We start from the raw sequence: 24482 nt of genomic DNA on the forward strand, positions 1-24482 counted from the left end.
CTCGGATGACCCGGTTGGAAAGTGCGCACCGCGCCCCAATAACCGATCTATCGGGGCGTGAGTTTCACGAGTTTCACCCTCGCGCCGCCCCGGCCCCACACAGTGCGACACTCGCATGCGAATCAACCGCGACAGAAGGAACAGGACGCATCATGGCAATTACTTCCTCCGATAATCCGCTGCTCGATTTTTCCGGCCTGCCGCGCTTTGGCGAGATCCGTCCCGAACACGTGACGCCCGCGCTCGACGTGCTGCTCGCCAACGCCAGCGCCGCCGTCGAACGCGCTGCGCAGCCGATGACGCCCGCGCAATGGAGCGACGTGGTCGAACCGGTCGAGCGCGTCACCGAACCGCTCTCGCGCGCCTGGGGCGTGATCGGCCACCTGAACGCCGTCGCCGATACACCCGAACTGCGCGCCGTCTATGGCGAAAACCTGCCGCGCGTGACCGAATTCTGGTCGAGCGTCGGCCAGAATCTGGCGCTGTACGAGAAGTACAAGGCCATCACGAATCACAACTCGTTCCAGCTGCTCACGAGCGAGCGCAAGAAGATTCTCGATAACGCCCTGCGCGACTTCCGCCTCTCGGGCGCGGAACTGCCCGAAGACCAGAAGCCGCGTTTCGCCGAACTGCAGGAGCGCCAGGCCGCGCTCTCGAAGGCGTTCTCGGATCACGTGCTGGACGCGACCAACGCCTACGCGTTCTACGCCAAGGACGAAAGCGAACTGGCCGGCCTGCCCGAAGACGTGATCGCCGCCGCGCGCGAAGCCGCCGAGCGCGAGAACAAGGAAGGCTACAAGTTCACGCTGCACTTCCCGTCGTATTTCCCGGTGCTGCAGTACTCGGAAAACCGCGCGATGCGCGAGACGATGTACCGCGCCTATGTTACGCGCGCGTCCGAACTCGGCCCGGTCTATGGCGGCGGCAAGCCCGAATGGGACAACACCGCAATCGTCGACGAGCAACTGAAGCTGCGAACCGAAGAAGCGAAGATGCTCGGCTACAACAACTTCGCCGAAGTCTCGCTCACGCCGAAGATGGCCGAAACGCCCGCGCAGGTCATGAGCTTCCTCGAAGACCTGGCTACGCGCGCGCGTCCGCATGCGGAAAAGGACTGGCAGGAACTGAAGGACTTTGCCGCCAGCGAACTGGGCCTCACGCAGCTCGAACCGTGGGACATGGCTTTCGCGGCTGAGCGCCTGCGCCAGAAGCGCTATTCGTTCTCGGAAAACGAGGTCAAGCAATACTTCCCCGAAGACTTCGTGCTCAAGGGCCTGTTCAAGGTTACGGAAACGCTCTTCGGCGTGCGTATCCGCGATGACAGCGCGCCGGTCTGGAACGACGACGTGCGCTTCTTCCGCGTCGAGAACGCCGACGGCACGCTGGTCGCGCAGTTCTATCTCGACCTCTACGCACGCGAAGGCAAGCGCGGTGGCGCATGGATGGACGACGCGCGCTCGCGCCGCAAGCTCGACGCCAACGGCGTGCAGACGCCGGTTGCGTACCTCACCTGCAACTTCTCCGCGCCGGTGGGCGGCCGTCCGGCCTGCTTCACGCACGACGAAGTCATCACGCTGTTCCATGAGTTCGGCCACGGCCTGCATCACATGCTCACGCGTGTCGATGAACTGTCGGTCTCGGGCATCAATGGCGTGGAGTGGGACGCGGTGGAACTGCCCTCGCAGTTCATGGAGAACTTCTGCTGGGAATGGGACGTTCTCACCGAAATGACCTCGCATGTCGAAACCGCCAAGCCGCTGCCGCGCGAGCTGTTCGACAAGATGATCGCCGCGAAGAACTTCCAGAGCGGTCTGGGCACGCTGCGCCAGATCGTGTTCTCGATGTTCGACATGGCGCTGCACGTGGATTTCGATGCCTCGAAGGGCAAGAGCGTCAACGACCTCGCACGCGAGATCAACGAGCGCTATCACGTGATCGCGCAAGCGCCGTTCTCGCGCTGGCCGAATACGTTCAGCCACATCTTCGCGGGCGGCTACGCGGCGGGCTACTACAGCTACAAGTGGGCGGAAGTGCTGTCCGCCGATGCGTATGCGGCGTTCGAAGAAGCCGCGCAGGCCGCGAAGTCGAGCGTCCTCGATCCGGCCACCGGCACGCGTTATCGCCAGGAGATTCTGGAAGTGGGCGGCAGCCGCCCGGCGATGGAATCGTTCAAGGCGTTCCGCGGCCGCGAGCCGAATATCGACGCGCTGCTGCGTCATAACGGCATGGAGCAGCCGCCGGCGCAATAAACGCGCTGCGCTGTGTCGCTGCCAAATGAACCGCGCACTTCACCGTGCGCGGTTTTTTATTGCGTGGCGTTCTAGCGCTGCAGTTTGAAATCGACGCTATCGGGCCGCCCGTCGAGCGTCAACGACGCGCGTTGCGCCGGTTGCCGGCTCACGATCTTGCCGCGACTCACCACAGCCAGGCGCGCCGCGCGTAGCCGGATCGCTTCGATTGGATCGCGTGCGTCGAGCACCACCAGATTCGCTGCGCCGCCTGGCGCGACGCCATAGCCTTCCAGGCCGAGGATCTGCGCGGGATTCACCGTCACCGCATCAAAGCACGCACGCGACGCCTCCACGCCCGTCATCTGCGCAACGTGCAGCCCCATCTGCGCGACTTCGAGCATGTCGCCCGAACCCAGGCTGTACCACGGGTCCATCACGCAATCGTGGCCAAACGCGACCGTCACGCCCGCCGCCATCAATTCAGGCACGCGCGTCATGCCGCGGCGCTTCGGATAGGTATCGGCGCGACCTTGCAGCGTGATGTTGATGAGCGGATTCGCAATCGCGGCTACGCCCGATTCGCGCATCAGCGGAATCAGCTTGCTCACGTAGTAGTTGTCCATCGAATGCATCGACGTGAGATGCGAGCCCGTCACGCGCCCCTGCAAACCGAGGCGATGCGTGTGCGCCGCGAGCGTTTCGATATGGCGCGAGAGCGGGTCGTCGGATTCGTCGCAATGCATGTCGACGCGCAGGCCCCTCTCTGCCGCGAATTCGCACAGCAGCCGCACCGATTCCGCGCCATCGGCCATGGTGCGCTCGAAGTGCGGAATGCCGCCCACCACGTCGACGCCCATCGCGATCGCTCGCTTGAGATTGTCGAACGCGCCCGCGCTGCGCAGCACGCCATCCTGCGGAAACGCCACCAGTTGCAGATCGAGATACGGCGCGACGCGACGCTTCACTTCCAGCAGCGCTTCGACCGCCAGCAGTCGCGGATCGCAGACATCGACATGCGAGCGGATCGCCAGCAGCCCGCGCGCAACGGCCCAGTCGCAGTACTGCAGCGCACGCTCGACCAGCGCCTCCTGCGTGAGATGCGGCTTGAGTTCGCCCCACAGCGCGATGCCCTCCAGCAGCGTGCCGGATGCGTTCACGCGCGGCAGACCGTAAGAGAGCGTGGCGTCCATATGGAAATGCGCGTCGATGAACGGAGCGCTCACCAGCGAACCGGCCGCGTCGATTTCCTCGCGCGCCTGCGTATCCAGCCGTGCTTCGACGGCGGCGATGCGCCCCGCCTCGATGCCGATATCAACCGTGGCATGTCCAGCGGGATGGCCATGCGCGAGCACGGCGCGGCGAATGATCAGGTCCATGTGGGGCTCCTTGCGGGCGCGTTGTTCTGGCGTGTCGTTCTGGCACGGCATGTCGATTCTATCGGCGACAGAAATCATCGGCCAGATCGATTGTCCGCACTTGCACCCTTCACCGTATCGTGACAGCCCAGCGCAACCGTACCTGTACAGTCGACGCGCCACGCCTATACTCGTGCGGACACTTCAACCATTCGGTGCGGGCAATGAAGACAATCGGCGTGATTGGCGGGATGAGCTGGGAATCGTCCGCGGAGTATTACCGGCTGCTCAACAGCGGCATGAAGGCGCGCCTGGGCGGCCATCACAACGCGCGCAGCCTGATGGCGACCGTCGATTTCGCGGAGATCGAAGCCTTGCAGCGCAGCGGCGACTGGGACGCGCTCGGCGTGCTGATGGCGCAGGCCGCGCGGCAACTGGAGCGCGGCGGCGCGGGCATCGTACTGCTGGCGACGAACACGATGCATCGCGTGTGCGCGTCGATCGAAGCCGCGATCACGATCCCCTTCCTGCATATCGCCGATCCGACCGGCGCGGCCTTGCGTGCAGCAGGCGTCACGCGCGTGGGCTTGCTGGGCACGCGCTATACGATGGAGCAGGATTTTTACGTGGGCCGCCTGCGCGAGGTGCACGGCATCGAGGCCATCGTGCCCGAAGCCGATGGCCGCGACGACGTGCATCGCATCATCTACGACGAGTTGTGCCACGGCAAGGTGAAGGACGATTCGCGCGTGGTGTATCAGCGTGAAATCGACGCGCTGGCTGCGCGCGGTGCGCAGGGCGTGATTCTCGGCTGCACGGAGATTACCTTGCTGATCGGCGCGAAGGATTCGGCGCTGCCCGTATTCGACACGACCGCGTTGCACGCGCAAGCGGCCGTGGACTGGGCATTGCAGGACTGAGCGCAGCGGTTAGGGGTTCGTCGACACATCTTTCGACGCGCGCAGCGTGAAACGCTTGCCGTCGAATGCGTAGTAATAGGTGCCGTGTTCAGCGCTTTCGTTGCGGCTGCCGCGAATCACCAGCAGGCAACTATCGGCTTGATACTTTAGCGGCTCGGTCACGTCGAGCGGCCAGTCTGACACGCTGAACGGCAACGACGTCACGCGTCCTGTTGACTTGTCGATGGCGGCGGCCATGACGCAACCGCTGCCGCAGCCCCACTGCGCGAGAACATAGTGGCCCGCGAAATCGACCGGCTGCATAGATGCCTCACGAATCGCGCTGCGATATTGACGCGCACGCGCATCGGAAAACAGCAGAGGCGGCGTGGCGTGTTTCGCTTTGACGATGGCCGGACAATCGGAGAATTGGGGAGTGTGTGCGCACGCGATGCCTGACATCGCTCCGGCGGCCAGCACGGTCAGAATGCCGAATGTTCGGATCATGATGATCAGTCGCCGTAAGGGTGTTGGCGAAACACAAACTGGCGCGCAGAAAACAAAAAAGGGTTACACGCCGATGCGTTGTAACCCTTGATTGCTTCTGACAGAACAGCTTTGGTTGCGGGGGTAGGATTTGAACCTACGACCTTCGGGTTATGAGCCCGACGAGCTGCCAGACTGCTCCACCCCGCGTCCGTCAGAGAAAAGAATTATAGGGTGGCACTGTCATAACGTCAACACTTATTTTTGATAGGTCTTCTGGCGAGTGAAACATGCGCGCCTCCAACGACCGGCACGATTCACAATTACTTCGGATTCCAGACCATTATTTCGCGTCGTCGTTCAACAGCGCAGGCAACGCATCGGCCCATTCGAGCCACGTCTCCTGCGTGCGAATCCCCGCCTTGAGAATCGCATACTGCAACTGCTGCCCGCGCGTAAGCGATGGCGCGCCGAAGTCGCGTTGTTCGATGGCGCGATAGGTGTCGAGCCGCTCGCGCGCATCGGCGATCATCTGCTCCACTTGCGTGGCAAGACCCAGCGGCCCGATCACTGCATCGGCGCGTAGCTTGAGCAGCAGCAGATTGCGGTCGTCCACATCCAGACGCGTTTCGCGCGCCCATCGCGCCACCTCCTCGCGTCCGACCGGCAATACGCGATACACCTTTTTGCGCGTCGCCGCCGCGTCCTCTTCGACCACCGCCACCCAGCCCGCTTCCACCATGCGTCCGAGTTCGCGATAAATCTGCTGATGCGTGGCCTGCCAGAAGTACGCAATCGCGCGGTCAAAGCGCCGCGCGAGGTCGTAACCGGACGACGGCTTTTCCAGCAGGGCAATGAGGATGGCGTGGGGCGTAGACATGCGCCGATTCTAAACCACGCGTTCCGCGATACCGCCCCGGTTAAAACCCGAGCGCGCCTACTATGCAACCAGTTGCATAGTATTCGGCGCTTTGCTATGTTTGGCGACACCAACAACACGACGGCGGCCCGCCCAGACGCCAGGGCCGCCGGTTCCGTTCAGGAGATACGCATGTCCTTGCCCGCCGTCCTGCGCCGCGGCCTGTCGATTCCCGTCGTCGGCTCGCCGCTGTTCATCATCTCGAATCCCGATCTCGTGATCGCGCAGTGCAAGGCGGGCGTGGTTGGCTCGTTCCCCGCACTCAACGCCCGCCCCGAGCACGTGCTGGGCGAATGGCTCGACCGCATCACCACCGAACTCGCCGAATACAACGCGAAGCATCCTGACGCGCCGGCCGCGCCGTTCGCCGTGAACCAGATCGTCCACAAGTCCAACGACCGTCTGGAACACGATCTGGGCATCTGCGCGCAGTACAAGGTGCCCATCGTCATCACGTCGCTGGGCGCGCGCGCCGAAGTCAACGATGCGATTCACGCATGGGGCGGCATCGTGCTGCACGACGTGATCAACAACACGTTCGCGAAGAAGGCGATCGAGAAAGGTGCGGACGGCCTGATCGCCGTCGCCGCCGGTGCGGGCGGCCACGCGGGCACGCTTTCGCCGTTCGCGCTGATCCACGAGATCCGCGAATGGTTCGACGGTCCGCTGCTGCTGTCGGGCGCGATTGGCAATGGCAATGCGATTCTTGCGGCGCAAGCGGCGGGCGCGGATCTCGCGTATATCGGCTCGGCGTTCATCGCCACGCAGGAAGCCAATGCAGTCGAGGCCTACAAGCAGATGATCGTCGAGAGCAGCGCCGCCGATATCGTCTATTCGAATCTCTTCACCGGCGTCCACGGCAACTATCTGCGCCCGAGCATCGTGGCGAGCGGCCTCGATCCGGACGCGCTGCCGGAATCGGATCCGTCGAAGATGAGCTTCGCGTCGAGCGGCGCGAAGGCATGGAAGCACATCTGGGGTTCGGGCCAGGGCATCGGCGCGGTCAAGAGCGTGATGCCGGCCGCCGATCTGGTGGCGCGTCTGAAGCGCGAATACGAGGCGGCGCGCGAGCGGCTCGGTGTGGTGTCCGAAACGCAGGCGGCCGTTGCCTGATCGTCGCTAACGGGAGCGCCACACAGCGCTCCCGTCTTCCCGGACGCGAAACGCCCGGCCCACGCTGCGTGGCCGGGCGCGGCCCAAGCGGCTATAGTGCGGTATCCGCACATTTACCCGCTTGGCTTGTCCAACTGATCAACTCATGAAAATCGCGACCTGGAACGTCAATTCCCTCAAAGTCCGTCTGCAGCACGTTATCGACTGGCTCGGCGAAAGCAAGGTCGACGCGCTCTGCCTGCAGGAGCTCAAGCTCACCGACGACAAATTCCCGCGCGCCGAACTCGAAGCGCAGGGCTATCGCAGCTGGTTCGCGGGCCAAAAGACCTATAACGGCGTGGCCATTCTCGTGCGCGACACCCTCGCCGTCGACGACGTCACGGTCGTGCGCAACATTCCCGGCTTCGAAGATCCGCAGCAGCGCGTAATCGCAGCGACGGTAGACGGCGTGCGTCTCGTGAGCGCCTATTTCCCGAACGGCCAGGCGCCGGGCACGGAGAAGTTCGCCTACAAGCTGGCGTGGCTCGACGCAATGCACGACTGGCTCGCGCAGGAAATGCAGACGTATCCGAAGCTTGCGCTACTCGGCGATTACAACATCGCGCCGGAAGACCGCGACGTGCATGACCCGAAGGCGTGGGAAGGCCAGAATCTGGTGTCGCCCGAAGAGCGCGCCCAGTTCGAGCGGCTGATTGCGCTTGGCTTCGTCGATTCGTATCGACAGTTCGAGCAGCCCGAGAAAATGTTCACGTGGTGGGATTACCGCATGTTCGCGTTCCGCCGCAACGCGGGCCTGCGTATCGACCATATCCTTCTCTCGCCCGCGCTCGCACCCGCGCTCGTGTCGTGCGAGATCGACAAGGTGCCGCGCAAGTGGGAACAGCCGTCCGACCATACGCCGGTTATCGCGGATCTCAATCTCGCGGGCTGATCGCATCGATTGCGTCGGCAGTGCAATAAAAAACGGGCGGCCTTCAAAGCCGCCCGTTTCTCATTCATCGCGGTGAAATCACCACGTTCCGCCGAGCGTGGTCCACAGAAAGCGGAACACCAACGCGTCGTACTGCGCGCGCTCCAGCGCATCGCTGCCCGGCCCGTGGCCGCCATCCGTATTCTCCAGATACCAGACGTTCGCGTGCCCCTGCTCCTGCATGCGCGCGACCATCTTGCGCGCGTGCGCGGGATGCACGCGGTCGTCGCTCGTTGAAGTCGTGAACAGCACAGCCGGATACGCAACACCCGCTTTCACGCGCTGATACGGCGAGTACGCGGCCAGCGCCCGAGCTTCTTCGGCATCCTCAGGATCACCGTATTCGTCGATCCACGATGCGCCCGCGTGCAGCAGCGGGTAGCGCTGCATGTCGAGCAAAGGCACTTCGCAAAGCACCGCGCCAAACAATTCGGGGCGCTGCACCATGCACGCGCCAACCAGCAGGCCGCCATTGCTGCCGCCGCGAATGCCCAGTTGCGGCGCGCTCGTGAAGCCCTGCGTCACCAGTTCCTGCGCGACCGCGATGAAATCGTCGAACGAGCGCTGACGGTTCTCGCGCTGCGCCTCCACGTGCCACGACGACCCGTACTCGCCGCCGCCGCGAATGTGCGCAATCGCGACAATCCCGCCCTGCTCCAGCCAGCCGATCCCCGAGCCCACGAGATATTGCGGCGTGAGCGAAATCGCGAAACCACCGTAGCCTTCCAGCAAGCACGGCAGCGGCTTGCGCGCGCCGCCTTCGAGCGCATCACGCGGGCCGATCACCGTGAACGGTACCTGCGTACCGTCGGCGGAGCGCGCGTGCGAACGGATCACGGTAAGCGGCGCGGCGTTGAATTGCGTAGGCCAGCGATCGAGCAGCTCCCACGTTTGCAGATCGTCTTTCGCCAGGTCCGCGAGCCAATACTCGGGCGGCAGCAGGTAATCGTCGACATCGACGAACACTTCATCGTTGAGCGTGTCCTCGATGGGCGACACATCGACCTGCGAACTGGCGCGGCCCGGGAACAGGCGCGATTGCCACGTCCACGCGCCTTGCGCCTCCACCGGCTGCCACAGCATCGTGCGGCTTTGCACATCGTCGAGCCAGGACACGATCAAGACGTTCTTCGTATAGGTCCAGTCGCAGGCGGACGTGACCGGCGTGGGCGTGAAAAGCGCCGTTACATCGCGATTGCCCGCAACAAACGCGTCTTCGCGGATCGCCAGCAGCGAGCCGCCCGCATACGTCTGCGCGCCCAGGGTCCAGTCGAGACGCGGTTCGAGCAGCAGCCAGCCATGCCACGCGCCGACCGCCACATGCGAGGGCACGTCGTAGCATTGCCACTGTCCCTGCGCATCGAGACGATACGAATATGAATCGAAGAAGTCGACGCTGCGCACCACGTCGTGACGCTGCTCGATGGGATCGTAATCGCCTTCCACGCTGATATCGTCGAACTCGCCGCGGAACACCACGGTCGCGTCCGCCAGACGCGTGCCGCGGCTCCAGCGGCGCACTTCACGCGGATAACCCGAGCGCGTCAGCGTCTTCTTGCCGTGATCCCAGCCGACGTACACCGTGTCGCGGTCGATCCACGAAATCGTGTGCTTGCCTTCCTTCTCGATGGCAAAACCACCGTCGACGAACACGCGCCGTTCGAGATCGAATTCGCGCACGGTGACGGCATCGGCGCCGCCGTCGGAAAGCTGGATGAGCGCGCGGTCGCCATCGGGATAAAGAATGTCGATACCGGCGACGACCCAGGGCACGCCTTCTTCTTCACCGAGCGCATCGAAGTCGATCAGGCTGTCCCACTGCGGACGATGTGCGCGCCAGTCGGCCCATTTCGTGCGGCGCCACAGGCCCTTGGGATTGTCTTCGTCTTCCCACAGATCGTAGGCCCACTCCTGCCAGCGGGTGGGAATCACGGGCCGCTCGCGCGGCAGATAGGCCTGCGCCAGACGCTTCTCCAGCGCCTCGAAACGCGGGCCGCCCTGCCACGCGGCGCGCGTGCGCGCGTTCTGCTGCTCGACCCACGCCATCGCGGCGGGATCGTCGAGTTCTTCGAGGGACAGGTAGGGATCGGCCTCGGCGGGCCAGGGAGAAGTCACGGGCATATTCGTTCATCGACGGGAAAACAGCGTCGATTATGCCCCAGCGGGTTGGTACGCAGCGGTCTCACGGTTTGAAGTACCGTGAAGCCGCTGCGACCGTTGCGCTTACTCCAGGTTGAGTTCCTGGATCTTGCGCGTGATGGTGTTGCGGCCGATGCCCAGACGCTCGGCGGCTTCGACCTTGCGACCACGCGTAAAGTCGAGCGCTTCGCGAATGACAGCGGCTTCGAAGCGGCGCGACAGTTCGTCCATGACGTCGGCGCTATTCTCGCGCAGCAGGCGTGCGACTTCGGTACGCAGGCCGCTTTCCCAGACGCTGACCGGCAGCGAAGCCACGCCGTTCACAGCCGGGAATCCGCCCACGAGCGCACCGCCGACCACGCCACCCGCACCCGCCGCGCCGGGCAAACCGAGTCCGCTGGTCGCGCCCGTCGACAGGACACCAGCCGCGCCCGCGAGCACGCCATTGGCGGACGCACCGGCGGTAACGACGTCGCCCGCCATGGCATGGACGCCATCGGATGCGGCAACATGCGCGGGCACCAGATCAGGCGGCAAGTCCTTGATCTCGATGGTCTGTGCAGGCGCCATCACCGTGAGCCAGTTGGCGAGATTCTCCAGTTGGCGCACGTTGCCCTGAAACTGCAACGACGACATATACGCAAGCGCCTCGTCGGACACGCGCTTGGGCTCGACGCCCAGTTCGCGCGCGCTCTTCTGCAGGAAGTGACGCGTCAGCAGCGGAATATCCTCGCTACGTTCGCGCAGCGCGGGCAGACGCAGCCGGATCACATTGAGGCGGTGATACAAGTCCTCGCGGAACAGGCCCTGGCGCACGCGCGTTTCCAGATTCTGGTGCGTGGCCGCGATCACGCGCACATTGGCGCGCAGCGGGTTGTGGCCACCCACGCGATAAAACTGCCCGTCGGACAGCACGCGCAACAGACGCGTCTGCAGATCGAACGGCATATCGCCGATTTCGTCGAGGAACAGCGTACCGTTCTCAGCCTGCTCGAAGCGGCCCTGGCGCATCGCCTGAGCGCCCGTGAACGCACCGCGCTCATGGCCGAACAGTTCGGATTCCAGAAGATCCTTCGGAATGGCCGCGGTGTTCAATGCGATGAACGGACCGTTGGCGCGTGGGCTATGTCGGTGCAAGGCGCGCGCGACAAGCTCCTTTCCGGTGCCCGACTCGCCCGTGATGAGCACAGTCGCGGCCGAATGCGAGAGCCGGCCGATGGCGCGGAACATGTCCTGCATCGCGGGCGCCTGGCCCAGCATTTCGGGCGCTTCGGCGGGACGGTCGTCCCAGTGCTGCTCACCGCGCATGCTTTCGTCCACGGCGCGGCGGATCAGCTCCACCGCTTTGTCCACGTCGAAGGGCTTGGCAAGGTATTCGAATGCACCGCCCTGGAACGCGGCCACCGCGCTGTCGAGGTCAGAGAACGCCGTCATGATGATGACGGGCAGTCCCGGCAGACGCTCGCGCACGGTTTGCAGCAGCTCAAGTCCCGAGCCGCCCGGCATGCGAATGTCGGAGACGAGCACCTGCGGGCTATCGTGCTCAAGCGCGGCTGAGGCGTCGCGCACGTTCGAAAAGCTGCGGGTCGCGAAATTTTCGCGGGCGAGTGCTTTTTCAAGCACCCAGCGAATCGATTGGTCGTCGTCAACTATCCAGATCGGCTTCATAAGGTCGGTCAGAAGTCCTGGTGGCGTGCGGTAGCGTGAATCGGGAAACAGGTACAGCCTGGTGTTCTAACGGATCATGCTGCTTCAGGCATCGAGCGGCAGCAGGATCTGAAACTCGGTATGCCCTGGCCGGCTTTCCACTTCGATCAAACCGTCGTGCTGCTGCACGAAGGTCTGCGCGAGCGTGAGGCCGAGACCGCTGCCATCCTCTCGCCCCGAAACGAGCGGATAGAAGATGCGATCGCGGATGTCCTCGGGAATGCCGGGTCCGTTGTCGATGATATGCAAGTCCAATGCCAGCTTGCACAGGCGTTTTGAAATCGTGATCTTGCGCGCGACACGCGTGCGCAATTCGATGCGCGCATCGCCCTGCGAAATCCGTTCGCGCAGCGCCTGCGCCGCATTGCGCACGATGTTCAGCAGCGCCTGGATCAGTTGCTCCTTGTCGCCGCGCAGGTCGGGCACGCTCACGTCGTAGTCGCGCTCGATGGTGAGACCGCGCGGAAACTCCGCGAGAATCACGGCGCGCACGCGCTCGCAGACTTCGTGGATATTCACGTCGCCCACGATATGCGGATGCCGGTGCGGCTCCAACAGCCGGTCCACCAGCGTCTGCAGGCGATCCGACTCCTTGATGACCACCTGCGTGTACTCGCGCAACTCGCCGCGCTCAAGCGTGCCCAGCTCGAATTCGAGCAACTGGGCCGCGCCGCGAATCCCGCCGAGCGGATTCTTGATCTCGTGCGCGAGATTGCGAATCAGGTGTTTGTTGACGGTCGCGAGGTCGTGAATACGCTCCTCGCGATCGCTCTTGAGATGCCGCTCGTTCTCGAAGAGTTCGAGCAGCACGTAATCGGGTGCGCTCTCCAGAAAGCCGACGATCGCATGCACGTGCAACGATTCGCGGCCCGGGCGCTCAAGCGTGGCGTCCAGACGCGTCGCATGAAAGCGATGCGCGGCGATCGAGGCGATCGTCTCCAGCAGTTCGTCGGCGTTGGAGAACAGATCGGACCAGACCATCTGCGCAAGCTGACGACGCGAGAGATCGAGCATTGCTTCGGCCGAGGGATTCGCGAAGGCCACGCGCAGGCTGCGCTTGTCGAGCACGAGCACGACCGTGGGCAACGCCTCGAAGCCGGGCAAGAGGCCCGAGTCGACGAGCGGCGCATCGTCCGAGAGCGGGTCGGCGTGACCCTTTCTTGCCTTGATCAGATTCTTGAGCACCATGTTTCGGCGCCTGCGGCCAGAAGGCGCGCCGGCTGGCAGTCCATGTCGATGATGGTTGAACCGATGTTTACAGCAAATCCGCGGCGTCGTTGACGAACATGAAGCCAACAAAAAAGGGACGGCGCCGCCGTCCCTTCGTGACCAGTCGCCGACGTCGGACAGACGCTTCGCTGCGCACAGGCGAGCGAAGCGCCATCGTCGGTGACAGCGCGCTTTACAGCGAGTAGTACAGTTCGAACTCGACCGGGTGCGTCGTCATGCGCACGCGTTGCAGTTCGCTTTCCTTCAGTGCCAGGTACGCATCGATCATGCCGTCGGTGAACACACCACCGCGCGTCAGGAACTCGCGATCCTTGTCGAGCGCTTCCAGAGCCTGGTCGAGGCCGGCGCACACGGTCGGGATCTTTGCATCCTCTTCCGGCGGCAGATCGTACAGGTTCTTGTCAGCGGCTTCGCCCGGATGGATCTTGTTCTGCACGCCGTCCAGACCTGCCATCATCAGTGCCGAGAAGCACAGGTACGGGTTCGCGAGCGGATCCGGGAAGCGCGTTTCGATACGGCGGCCCTTCGGGTTCGAGACGTGCGGAATGCGGATCGATGCCGAACGGTTGCGTGCCGAGTAGGCCAGCTTGACCGGTGCTTCGAAGTGCGGAACCAGACGCTTGTACGAGTTCGTGCCCGGGTTCGTGATGGCGTTCAGCGCGCGAGCGTGCTTGATGATGCCGCCGATGTAGAACAGCGCGAATTCCGACAGACCTGCGTAGCCATTGCCTGCGAACAGGTTCTGGCCGTCCTTCCAGATCGACTGGTGAACGTGCATGCCCGAACCGTTGTCGCCAACGACCGGCTTCGGCATGAACGTCGCCGTCTTGCCGTACGTGTGCGCGACGTTGTGGACGATGTACTTCAGTTGCTGCGTCCAGTCGGCGCGTTGAACCAGCGTCGAGAACTTCGTGCCGATTTCGTTCTGGCCCTGGCCTGCGACTTCGTGGTGGTGCACTTCAACCGGGATGCCGATCTGTTCGAGCAGCAGGCACATTTCCGAACGGATGTCCTGGAACGTGTCGACCGGCGCGACCGGGAAGTAGCCGCCCTTCGTACCCGGACGGTGACCCGTGTTGCCGCCTTCGATTTCGCGACCCGACGACCACGGAGCTTCATCCGAGCCGATCTTCACGAAGCAGCCCGACTGGTCCGTGTTCCACTGGATCGAGTCGAAAATGAAGAATTCGGGTTCCGGACCAAAGAAAGCCGTGTCGCCCAGGCCCGTGCTCTTCAGATACGCTTCAGCGCGCTTCGCGAGCGAGCGCGGATCGCGTTCATAGCCCTTGCCGTCTGCCGGCTCGACCACGTCGCAGGTCAGCACGAGGGTCGGCTCTTCATAGAACGGGTCGATGAACGCCGTGTTCGCGTCCGGGACGAGCAGCATGTCCGAGGCTTCGATGCCCTTCCAGCCGGCGATCGACGAACCGTCAAATGCATGACCCGACTCGAACTTGTCTTCGTCGAATGCCGACAGCGGAACCGAAACGTGCTGCTCTTTACCGCGCGTATCGGTGAAACGGAAGTCGACAAACTTGACGTCTTCGTCCTTGACGAGTTGCATGACGTCGGCCACGGATTTACTCATAACCTATTCTCCTGATTAACGATTTCGGCGAACGCTGCCGCCTTCCCAATCTTCTGATCTCGCCGGTTGCCGCTGTGGCTTGCCCGCCATCACCTTTCGGGTGACGTCCGGCAGGCCGGTTGCGAAACGATCACGACATATAAAGCAGCTTCCGTGCCATGTTTGCGCCAGGCTGGCGCAAATTGCTTCCGGATGCGTCCCCAAGGGGCCAGCGTGGGGCAACCGCGAGCCAACCCGGGGCCAACTTCGGGGAACGCGCGGATAAATCCCGCCCCTCGCCCGAGCGTTTTCCCGGATCCCGGGCCGCTTCCGGGCACCAATTCCGTGCAATCCCGGATTTGGCGCGCGAAACTCACTCCATTATGGTGCATAAAGCCATCTACGCACCAATGCGGCGCAAATTTGCCGCGGCATGGGAGCCCGCCGCTCGCACCCATGCCGCGCGCTAGAATAAACCTTTCATCAGCCCCGGTGCGCCTACGCGCGCCGTGGACGCTTCAAGCCCCTACAACACGAGGAGATCCGCCGTCATGAGTACGCTCGAACAGTTGTACGCTCAGGCCGACACGCGCCGCGCCGAGAACCAGCTCCCCTACGCGGGCGCGGTCTCGCCCGCCGAGGCCTTCGAGCTTCTGCAACTCGATACGCGCGTGAAGCTCGTCGATGTGCGCACGCGCGCGGAACTGGACTGGGTCGGCCGCCCCGTGGTCGGCGACGGTCAGTATGCGCATGTCGAATGGACGCGCTACCCGGGCGGCGTGCCCAACGCCGAGTTCATCACGCAGCTCAAGAGCGTGGCCGACGCCGACACGCCCATCCTGTTCCTGTGCCGCAGCGCCGCGCGCTCGAAGCTCGCGGCCGTCGAAGCCGCCAAAGCCGGTTTCACGCACGCCTACGATCTGCTCGAAGGCTTCGAAGGCGACAAGAACAGCGAAGGCCATCGCAAGACCGTTACCGGCTGGTGTTTCCGCGGCCTGCCGTGGCTGGGCGCCTGAGCCCGCTCCATCAATAAAAAGCCCGCCAGCGCAATCCTGACGGGCCACTTTGAGCGCCGCATATGACAAGCCGATGATGCGGCTTGCGCGGTGGCGCGCGATTTACGCCGCCGCTTCCGGCGGCTCGACCACATCGCCGCCCAGCAGGTGCACGCCTTCGCGCAGCTTCACGAAGGCCACCGCCACGGCTTCCGGCTCGCCCTTCACGCCCAGATCGATGTGCCGGCGCGCATAGACGCCGCCACGCTCGCTGTCGCCCACGCTCGGCAGGCTGAACACGCGCACGCCCGGAAAATCGCGCTCGATGCTTTCCATCAGCGGTGTGAGCGTCGATTCGGGCAGCTCGAACACCAGCAGCGACTTCTCCGCATGCGGCGTCTGATGATGCAGATGCGCGTACTTCGTATCGAGCACCCATTCGATCATCGGCCACGCCATCACCGGAAAGCCGGGCACGAAATAGTGGTTGTTGATCGAAAAGCCCGGGATCTTGTTGTAGCCGTTCGGGATGATCTCGCAGCCCTGCGGGAACGTGCCCATCTGGAAACGATGCTGATTTTCCGGCGATTCGAAGGCGACCGGACCCTCGCCGGTGTGCATATCGCGAATGCGCTCGCTGATCGCCGTTTTCGCGTCCGGATGCAGCGCGAGCGGCACGCCCAGCGCCGCCGCCGCGCACTGGCGCGTGTGGTCGTCCGGCGTCGCGCCGATGCCGCCCGTCGAAAACACGATATCGCCCGAGGCGAACGAGCGCTTGAGCGTCGCGGTGATGCGTGCGGGATCGTCGCCGACGTATTCGGCCCAGTCGAGCGCGAGGCCGCGCGCGCCGAGCAGTTCGATGACCTTCGGCAGATGCTTGTCGGTGCGGCGGCCCGAGAGAATTTCGTCGCCGATGATGATGACGCCAAATGCCATGTGTTGCCTCGTCGTATGAATGTTCTTGAAATGGTCCGCGGGATCTCAGTGCACGATCGTCACTTCATGCCCCAGACGGTGCGCCTCTTCCGTGCGCAGGCGCTGCAGCGCGCGCAGGCAGTAATGGCCGAACCAGAGCGCCGTGAACACCAGAATAAAAGCGTAAATCCAGATCGTCAGCGCCGCGATCACCGGGAAGAACAGCAGCATCCACGCGGATGCGACCCAGATTGCGGTCGGCAGCGAACCGAGCAGGCCGCTTGCCACGCCAATCGCCAGCAGCGGCAGGCGATTGCGGCGCACCAGTTCGCGGCGCTCCTCGCTGCTCGCATGCAGCGCAAGCGCGTCGTAGGTCATGACGCGATACGTCAGCCAGCCCCACAGCAGCGGCGGCACCAGCACGCAGAACGGCGGAATGAACCACAGCGGCAAGGTCACGATCAGCAGCACGAGGCACAGCAGCGTGGTCCACAGCGAATGAAGCAGGCTGCCGTACCAGCTGCCGCCACGGCGCGCTTCGAGCGAGGCGTACTGGCGCGACGTCAGATGGCGAATGACGCGCGGCATCGCAATCGCCACGATCAATAGCAGTACGGTGATGACGATGAGCGGAATCGTCAGAATGATGACGACAAACGGCCCAATCACGCTGCGCAGCGAGCCGAAGCCCACCCAGTCGAACGCGTGATAGAGGTAACCCGTGGCGGGCCACGCGTCGAGCGTGCCGCGCACGCCGTCGATCAGCGGTTGCCAGAAGGCATAGAGGAGACCGCCCCACACGCCCGCCGCCACCAGAAACGGCACGAAGGTGAGGAACAGCATCGAGGGATGAAACGCGCTGGCAAGCGCGCGGCCAAACGAGCGCAACAGATCGTTCATGCGAGCGGAAAAACGGCGGAAAGACGGAGGACGTTCACGAAACCGGAATACCCAGTGTGGATTCAGCGCAGCAAAACCACAGCATAAACCACGGCGCGCCTGCCCGGCATGAGACGCCGCGAGCGCAATAAGCCGCAAGAGTCGGGGATAGCCTGATCAGGCAGCGCTGCCGCCGTCGCGCGATGCGGCCCTGCCCTGCCGGCGCGCCGCCAGCCGCCGCGCGATGCGGGAGAACGCCAGCGCCTGCTGCGCCCAGAAGCCCTCGCCGTAATGCGCGCCTTCCAGCTGGTCGCGGATACCGGTTGGCTCGATGCGCGCGTTGAAGGACGCGCTGCCGAACAGCATGTCCCACCACGGAAACAGCACGCCGAAGTTACAACCATACTTCGTGCCCTCGTGCCCGTAGCCGATGGCGTGATGACGCCGATGAAAGCGCGGGCTCACCAGCAGCCGCTCGCCCAGCCAGCCGAAATGCAAACGGACGTTCGCGTGCTGTATGTTCTGCACGAAGTTCGTGAGGGCCACCAGCACCACATACTGCGCGGGCGGCACGCCGATCACGAGCGCGACGCCCGCGAACATGCACGACTGCATCAGTACGTCGAGCAGATGATTGCGGTTATCGCACCAGAACGACATCTTGCGCTGGCTGTGATGAACCGCGTGCAACTCCCACCAGAGGCTATAGCGGTGCGAAAAACGGTGATACCAGTAGCCAAAGAAGTCGAGCACGACCAGATAGATCGCGAAGGCCACCAGCGGAATGGTGGTGACGCCGGGCCAGAGATTGTCGATATCGACGCTCATGACGCCGTGCAGGCGCAGCCAGCTCTGCGCGCGGTCGAACGCGGGCTGCATGGCGAAGAAAAAGAACAGATTGAGGATGCCCAGACGCGTGATCCAGGTATAGACGGCATCCACGCCCACACCTTTGCGGTCGGGCCATTGTTCGGCGGGAATGAGCGCTTCGAGCGGACGCAGCAGCGCGTACATCAGCACCATTTCCAGCACGCCGACGATCACCCAGTAGAGCGCGTCGAAGGTGTCTTCGTCGACGTCCATGAAACCGGCGTCAAACAGCGCCGGTTGCAGGACGTTGACGTAGAGGAGCGTCTGCAGCCAGGAGACGAAATCGTCAGTGCCGGAAGCCACCCAATGTGCGCAGGAACCGAGCAAGGCGAACATGGGCGGCGACGCTAAGAGCTTACTTATGCGCCGTTGGGCGACATGACCGGCGCGCGGTCGTAGAAGTAGATGCCGTGCGGCGAGCGGCCCACCGGAATCGTCTTCACGAGCTTCTTCGTCTGCATGTCGATCAGACCGATGTGTTTGGCGAAGCGGAACGTCACCCACAGCCAGCGCTTGTCGGCGGACAACTCCATGTCGTCCGGCCCAGGCATCAGGCCGTTGATCTCGCCCACTTTTTCGAGCGTTTCCTCGTCGATGATGCTGATGACGTTCGACACGCGGCTCGACACCAGCACATGGCGGCCGTCCACCATCGAGCGGAAGTTATGCGCGGCTTTGCCCACCTGGATCGTCTTGACGATCTTCTGGTTGCGCCAGTCCACCACGGCGACGTAATCAGCGCCGGTCATGCCCACCAGCAGGTATTTTTCGCCGGGCGTGAGCCACATGCCCGCGGGTGCGGGGCCAACTTTCATTTTCCACAGCACTTTCTGCGTCGGCAGATCGACGGCGGCGATCTCGCCCGAGACCTGCAGCGAGACGAACACCGTGTTGCTGTCCTTCGTGAACGCCAGGTGGCTGGGCATGGCCGAAAGCGGCAGGCGCTTGGCGACCGTGAAATTGCCCGCGCCGCCGTAGTGATAGATATCCAGGCGGTCCAGACGCAGGCCCGTGGTCACGAACCACTTGTTATCCGGCGAGAAACCCAGCTGATACGGATCTTCGATATTTTCGATCCAGCGCTGCGGCTTGCCCGTTTTCGGGTCGACGAACAACAGGTTGTTCGACACAGAATTCGCGACGATCAGCGAGGAATTGTCCGGCGTGGGAAACAGGTGATGCGGCTCCTTGCCGGTGGGCACGGTGCCAACGAGTTCATGCGTCTTGTCGTCGATGAGGCTCAGCGTGGCCTCGCCCGAATTGAGCACGATGATGTTGTTCGCGTGCGCGATGCTCGGCATCACCGTGGTGAGCGCTGCGCCGATCAGTGCGGAGCAGGCAAACATCGCGGCCTTTTTCGCAAAGCGTGCGGCGGTACGGCGGAATTCGTGTGTACGCATGAAGAGTCGTCCTGGGCAGATCTGTGATTGTAGAACGCTTGCCGCATCGCAAGGTTGACGTAGGGCCACTGAAATGTGGAAGGGGCGCAAGGTATCTCTCCGCGCGCCCCTTTTTTCGAACAAGTGTTATGGCCCGCAATGCGCGCGCCATCCAATTCCGCACTAACGCTGCATCGACTCCCAGACCTTGTAGAGCCGCTTGACCGACACCGGCATCGGCGTGCGCAACTCCTGCGCGAACAGCGAAATCCGCAACTCTTCGAGCAGCCAGCGGAACTCGCTCAGGCGCGCGTCGAACACCCCGCCGCGTTGCGAGAGCGCGCGTTGATACTGCTGCGCGAGCGGCTGGAATTCGGCGGCCTGGCGTGCGTCGCGGGCGGGATCGGCGCGCAGCTTGTCGATGCGCAGCGCCACGCCCTTGAGGTAGCGGGGGAAGTGCACCAGTTGCGCATACGGCGTTTCCAGGATGAAACGCTTGCTGATGAGCGCATCCACCTGCGCCTGCATGTCCGTGGCGGGCGCGCCGAAGGCCTTGGCCTGCACCAGTTTCTTCGCCAGCGACGCGTACTCGGCCAGAATCTGGCCGACGAGCCGCGCGATCTCCTGCGCCAGCAGCGAAAGCCGCCCGCGCCCTTCGTCCTTGCGCGCGTGGAAGCTCGCATCGTCGTCGGGCAGCGGGTCTTGCAGGCACGCGCGGTCGAGCGCGAGTTCGATCAGTTGATCGCGCAATTCTTCCTGCGTCGCGCGCGCCATGAACTGCATCGCCATTTCGCGCAGGCCCGGCAGGTTCCGCTCCAGATAGCGGATCGGCTCGCGCAGTTGCAGCCAGAACAGGCGCCGCAAACCCGCGCGATGAATGCGCGCGGCCTCCTCCGGCGAATCGAACACCTCGACATCGCAATGCGAGCCGCGATCGACCAGCGCCGGATAGCCAAACAACGTCTGTCCGCCGCGGCGGATTTCCAGCAGCTCGGGCAGCTTGCCGAAATTCCACGTCGTGAGGTTTTCGTAGAGCGCGGTGGCGCTTGCCTCGTTGTTCGTGGACGTGTGCGGCGCGTTGGGCTTCTTCGCCGCAGGCGCGTTCGGCGCCTGCGCCGCTGGATCCGCACTTTGCGCGCCCTCGCCCTGCGCACGCGTTTCCAGCGCCGCCAGCGCGGTCGCGCTCGCGAGCTTCTGGAACTGCTGCTGCGCCTGCGCGCCGAGTTCCGCGCGCAACTGCGCGAGATTGCGGCCCATCGCCAGCTGGCGACCGTGCTCGTCGATCACCTTGAAGTTCATGAACAGGTGCGCGGGCAGCGTCTCCAGCTTGAAGTCCGACGTCTTCAACTGAAGCTGCTTCTGCTCGCGCACATCGTTGATCAGCCCTTCGACCAGGCCGCCCGCACCAAAGCGTTCGCCGCCCACGCGATCGGCGAAACCGGCCGCGTAGTCGGGCAGCGGCACGCAATGACGACGAAGCTTCTGCGGCAACGACTTCAGCAGCAGATGCGCCTTCTCCTTGATCATGCCGGGCACGAGCCATTCGCAGCGCCGCGCATCGACCTGATTGAGCGCGTAGAGCGGCACCGCGAGCGTCACGCCGTCGCGCGGCGAGCCCGGCTCGAAGTGATACGTGAGCGCCATCGCCACGCCCGACATCGTCATGCGCTTCGGAAACAGCTCGGTTGTCACGCCCGCCGCTTCGTGGCGCATCAGATCGTCGCGAGAGAGGTAGAGCAGGCGCAGCTTGTCCTCGGACTCGCCGCTCTTCTTCACCTCATCGCGATACCAGCGCTCGAACGACGCGCCCGAATAGATGCCGTCGGGAATCGCCTGATCGTAGAAACCGAAAATCAGCTCGTCGTCGACCAGCACGTCCTGGCGGCGCGACTTGTGTTCAAGCTGCTCGATATCGGCGAGCAGCTTGCGGTTGTGCGCGAAAAACGGCAGCTTGGTATCGAATTCGCCTTCCACCAGCGCGCCGCGAATAAACAGCTCGCGCGCCCGCGCTGGGTCCTGCTTGCCAAATGCCACACGACGGCGCTGATACACCGGCAAGCCGTAAAGCACGCCGCGCTCGAACGCGCTGACCTGTGCCGCGCGCTTCTCCCAATGCGGCTCGGAGAGCGACTTCTTCAGCAGATGCGCGCCCACTTTTTCGAGCCATTCCGGTTCGATCTTCGCGATACAGCGCGCGTACAGACGGCTCGTCTCGACCAGCTCCGCGGCCACCACCCAGCGCCCCGCCTTCTTTACCAGCGCCGACCCCGGCCACAGATGGAACTTGATGCTGCGCGCGCCGAGGAAATGCGGTTCATCCTCGGCTTTCAGGCCGATATTGCCGAGCAGACCCGTGAGCAGCGCGTGATGGATCTGCTCATAAGTGGCGTCGGATTCGTTGATGCGCCAGCCGTGCTCGCGCACCACCGTCAACAATTGCGAATGCACGTCGCGCCACTCGCGCAGACGCAGATGCGAGAGGAAATTCGCGCGGCACGAATCGACCAGTTGCTTGTTCGACTTCTTGTGCGCGACGGCGTCCTCGAACCACGTCCAGATCTTGAGCCACTGCAGGAATTCGGAGCGCTCGTCGGCGAAACGGCGATGCGCCTGGTCGGCCTGCTCCTGCGCTTCGATCGGCCGGTCGCGCGGGTCCTGCACGGAAAGCGCGCTGGCGATCACCAGCACTTCGCGCAGCGACTGCTCGTCGCGCGCGGCCAGAATCATGCGCCCGACGCGCGGATCGAGCGGCAGGCGCGAGAGTTCGCGGCCGAGCGTGGTGAGCGCGTTGTCGTCGTCCACCGCGCCCAGTTCGTTGAGCAGCTGATAGCCGTCGGCGATGGCGCGGCCCGGCGGCGGCTCGATGAACGGGAAGGTTTCGATCGCCGTCAGATGCAGCGACTTCATGCGCAGAATCACGGCCGCGAGCGATGAACGCAGAATTTCCGGATCGGAAAAACGCGGCCGCGCGATGTAGTCGGATTCTTCGTAAAGGCGGATGCACACGCCATCGGCGACCCGGCCGCAACGGCCCGCGCGCTGGTTCGCGGCAGCCTGCGAGATCGACTCGATCTGTAGTTGCTCGACCTTGTTGCGGTACGAATAGCGCTTCACGCGCGCAAGGCCCGTATCCACCACGTAGCGGATGCCCGGCACCGTGAGCGAGGTTTCCGCGACGTTGGTCGCCAGCACGATGCGGCGCGCGTTCGACGCCTTGAACACGCGCTCCTGCTCCTGCGCGGACAGTCGCGCAAAGAGCGGCAGGATTTCGGTGTGCGGCGGATGATGCTTGCGCAGCGCCTCGGCGGCATCGCGAATTTCTCGCTCGCCGGGCAGAAACACCAGCACGTCGCCGGAACCTACGCGGCAGAGCTCGTCGACCGCATCGACGATCGCGTCCATCAGGTCGCGATCGGTGTCGCGTTGCGACTTCTTCGTCGGCGCGCTGCCCTGCGCGTTTTTCACCGCCGGACTGTCTTCCTGCACCGGGCGATAACGCACCTCCACCGGATACAGACGGCCGCTCACCTCGATCACCGGCGCGGGCTTTTCGTCGCTGCCGAAGTGGCGCGCGAAGCGGTCGGCGTCGATGGTCGCGGAGGTGACGATCAGCTTCAGATCGGGCCGGCGCGGCAGGATCTCTTTCAGATAGCCGAGCAGAAAGTCGATGTTCAGACTGCGCTCGTGCGCCTCGTCGATGATGATCGTGTCGTAGGCCTTCAGAAGCGGATCGGTCTGCGTTTCAGCGAGCAGAATGCCGTCCGTCATCAGTTTGACCGAGGCGCCGGGCGAGAGATTGTCGGTGAAACGCACCTTGTAGCCGACCACCTCGCCAAACGGCGTGCCAAGTTCTTCGGCGATACGACGCCCGGTTGCGGACGCCGCAATCCGGCGCGGCTGCGTATGGCCGATCAGGCCGCTGCCGCCCGCGCCCAGACCGCGCCCGAGCGAGAGCGCGATCTTCGGCAACTGCGTGGTCTTGCCCGAGCCCGTTTCGCCGCTGACGATCACGACCTGGTTATTGGCGATCGCGCGCGCGATTTCCTCGCGGCGGCCCGAGACGGGCAGCGCTTCGGGGAACGTGATCGGCGGGATCGGGTTCGGCGTGACGGGCGCGCGCGGGGCGCGGGGTTCGCGTGGCTCGCGCGGCGGACGCGGTGTGCGCGGCGGCTGTTCGCCAGTCGCTTGAGCCGTGGCACTTTCTGCGCGCGGCGGTCTTGCGGCTTGCGGCTTCGCGGGTCGCGGCGGGTTGGGACGCGTCTGCTTCGGCTGCTGTTGCTGCGCGCGCGGTTGCGCTTGCGGTGATTGCGGCTGCTGCGGATTGCGCGCGTGCTGCGGCTGCGTCCCGGCTTCGCGCGGCTTCTGACGCTGTTGCGGCGCATTTTGCGCTTCACGCGGCGCGGCGGGTTGAGGCGCGACGGCGGGAGCCTGCGCACGCTCTTCGCGCGATTCGCTGCGTGATTCGCTGCGTGATTCGTTACGAACCTGCGAATGCGGGGCCGGTTTCGTCGCCGCTTTCTCGACTTCGCGCGTTTCAACTCGCGTCACGGTTTGCGCTGCTGGCGCGGGCTTCTGCACCTGAGCAGGCGTCGTCTGGGCAGGCGTCGCCATGCGCTTATCCTGCACGCGCGCGCCACCGAGCGCGCCGCCCTTCATCAGCGCGGCCAGCCGGTCCGTCGTGGCGAGATTCTGCCCGTCGCCATACTTTTGCGACGCGCGCTTTTCCTTCGCGCCGCCGTGCTCCGCGTCTTTCCCGGCGGAGGTGTTGCTGCCCTGCGCCGAGGCAGGTCTTTTGGGTACATTCGACATGGGGGCGCATTATAATCCC

17 protein-coding genes and 1 tRNA gene are annotated in these 24482 nt (G+C 64.0%); 5 read left to right on the top strand and 13 right to left on the bottom strand.

The features are described from left to right. The first annotated feature begins 152 nt into the window (after nt 1-152). Nucleotides 153-2249 carry a M3 family metallopeptidase gene (locus F3J17_RS08755; protein WP_167056212.1) on the top strand — a complete coding sequence of 699 codons (2097 nt, stop codon included), beginning with the start codon at nt 153-155 and terminating at the stop codon, nt 2247-2249. Between the two features lie 71 nt (nt 2250-2320). On the opposite strand, the gene F3J17_RS08760 is transcribed toward F3J17_RS08755, so the two are convergent. Then, entirely contained in the window at nt 2321-3607 is a 1287-nt protein-coding gene (locus tag F3J17_RS08760; protein WP_167056215.1) for an amidohydrolase family protein, read from the bottom strand. A 203-nt stretch (nt 3608-3810) separates the two neighbouring features. Between F3J17_RS08760 and F3J17_RS08765 the strand changes: the two genes are divergently transcribed. Next, complete coding sequence (locus tag F3J17_RS08765) at nt 3811-4506, top strand: aspartate/glutamate racemase family protein (RefSeq protein WP_167056218.1); 696 nt, start codon at nt 3811-3813, stop codon at nt 4504-4506. 9 nt (nt 4507-4515) lie between these two features. On the opposite strand, the gene F3J17_RS08770 is transcribed toward F3J17_RS08765, so the two are convergent. The 3 genes from F3J17_RS08770 to F3J17_RS08780 form a co-directional block, all read right to left on the bottom strand. After that, nucleotides 4516-4992: a hypothetical protein gene (locus F3J17_RS08770; RefSeq protein ID WP_167056221.1), complete on the bottom strand. Its 477-nt coding sequence runs from the start codon at nt 4990-4992 to the stop codon at nt 4516-4518. 112 nt (nt 4993-5104) lie between these two features. Further along, a tRNA-Met gene (locus F3J17_RS08775) sits at nt 5105-5181 on the bottom strand. Between the two features lie 133 nt (nt 5182-5314). After that, nucleotides 5315-5851 carry a PadR family transcriptional regulator gene (locus tag F3J17_RS08780; RefSeq protein ID WP_167056224.1) on the bottom strand — a complete coding sequence of 179 codons (537 nt, stop codon included), beginning with the start codon at nt 5849-5851 and terminating at the stop codon, nt 5315-5317. Between the two features lie 171 nt (nt 5852-6022). Between F3J17_RS08780 and F3J17_RS08785 the strand changes: the two genes are divergently transcribed. Both F3J17_RS08785 and xth read left to right on the top strand, forming a co-directional pair. Beyond that, nucleotides 6023-7003: a nitronate monooxygenase family protein gene (locus F3J17_RS08785; RefSeq protein WP_167056227.1), complete on the top strand. Its 981-nt coding sequence runs from the start codon at nt 6023-6025 to the stop codon at nt 7001-7003. 145 nt (nt 7004-7148) lie between these two features. Next, complete coding sequence (xth, locus tag F3J17_RS08790; RefSeq protein WP_167056230.1) at nt 7149-7934, top strand: exodeoxyribonuclease III; 786 nt, start codon at nt 7149-7151, stop codon at nt 7932-7934. Nucleotides 7935-8012: 78 nt separating this feature from the next. On the opposite strand, the gene F3J17_RS08795 is transcribed toward xth, so the two are convergent. The 4 genes from F3J17_RS08795 to glnA form a co-directional block, all read right to left on the bottom strand. Further along, nucleotides 8013-10094, bottom strand: coding sequence for a prolyl oligopeptidase family serine peptidase (locus F3J17_RS08795; protein WP_167056233.1), 2082 nt, complete (start codon nt 10092-10094; stop codon nt 8013-8015). A 102-nt stretch (nt 10095-10196) separates the two neighbouring features. Beyond that, entirely contained in the window at nt 10197-11780 is a 1584-nt protein-coding gene (ntrC, locus tag F3J17_RS08800) for a nitrogen regulation protein NR(I) (RefSeq protein WP_167056235.1), read from the bottom strand. Nucleotides 11781-11864: 84 nt separating this feature from the next. Beyond that, nucleotides 11865-13007, bottom strand: coding sequence for a nitrogen regulation protein NR(II) (glnL, locus tag F3J17_RS08805; protein WP_167056236.1), 1143 nt, complete (start codon nt 13005-13007; stop codon nt 11865-11867). 214 nt (nt 13008-13221) lie between these two features. Further along, a complete protein-coding gene (gene glnA, locus F3J17_RS08810; RefSeq protein WP_167056238.1) occupies nt 13222-14637 on the bottom strand; it encodes a type I glutamate--ammonia ligase in 1416 nt (471 codons plus the stop codon). A gap of 530 nt (nt 14638-15167) precedes the next feature. On the opposite strand from glnA, the gene F3J17_RS08815 reads away from it, so the two are divergent. Next, the gene (locus tag F3J17_RS08815; protein ID WP_167056241.1) at nt 15168-15632 is read left to right on the top strand and encodes a rhodanese-like domain-containing protein; all 465 of its coding nucleotides are present in this window, start codon (nt 15168-15170) and stop codon (nt 15630-15632) included. A gap of 102 nt (nt 15633-15734) precedes the next feature. Here F3J17_RS08815 and F3J17_RS08820 read toward each other — a convergent pair whose 3' ends face one another. From F3J17_RS08820 to hrpA, 5 genes are all read right to left on the bottom strand, one after another. Then, complete coding sequence (locus tag F3J17_RS08820) at nt 15735-16547, bottom strand: molybdopterin-binding protein (protein WP_167056245.1); 813 nt, start codon at nt 16545-16547, stop codon at nt 15735-15737. Nucleotides 16548-16592: 45 nt separating this feature from the next. Beyond that, on the bottom strand, nt 16593-17426 hold the full coding sequence (locus tag F3J17_RS08825; RefSeq protein ID WP_167056248.1) for an EI24 domain-containing protein: 834 nt from the start codon (nt 17424-17426) through the stop codon (nt 16593-16595). A gap of 156 nt (nt 17427-17582) precedes the next feature. After that, a complete protein-coding gene (locus F3J17_RS08830; protein WP_167056251.1) occupies nt 17583-18611 on the bottom strand; it encodes a sterol desaturase family protein in 1029 nt (342 codons plus the stop codon). Nucleotides 18612-18634: 23 nt separating this feature from the next. Next, a complete protein-coding gene (locus F3J17_RS08835; protein WP_167056253.1) occupies nt 18635-19675 on the bottom strand; it encodes a beta-propeller fold lactonase family protein in 1041 nt (346 codons plus the stop codon). Nucleotides 19676-19837: 162 nt separating this feature from the next. After that, on the bottom strand, nt 19838-24463 hold the full coding sequence (gene hrpA / locus F3J17_RS08840; protein ID WP_205194690.1) for an ATP-dependent RNA helicase HrpA: 4626 nt from the start codon (nt 24461-24463) through the stop codon (nt 19838-19840). Nucleotides 24464-24482: the final 19 nt, after the last annotated feature.

Origin of the sequence: Burkholderia sp. Ax-1719, from assembly GCF_011753055.1 — a bacterium.
Lineage (GTDB): Bacteria > Pseudomonadota > Gammaproteobacteria > Burkholderiales > Burkholderiaceae > Paraburkholderia.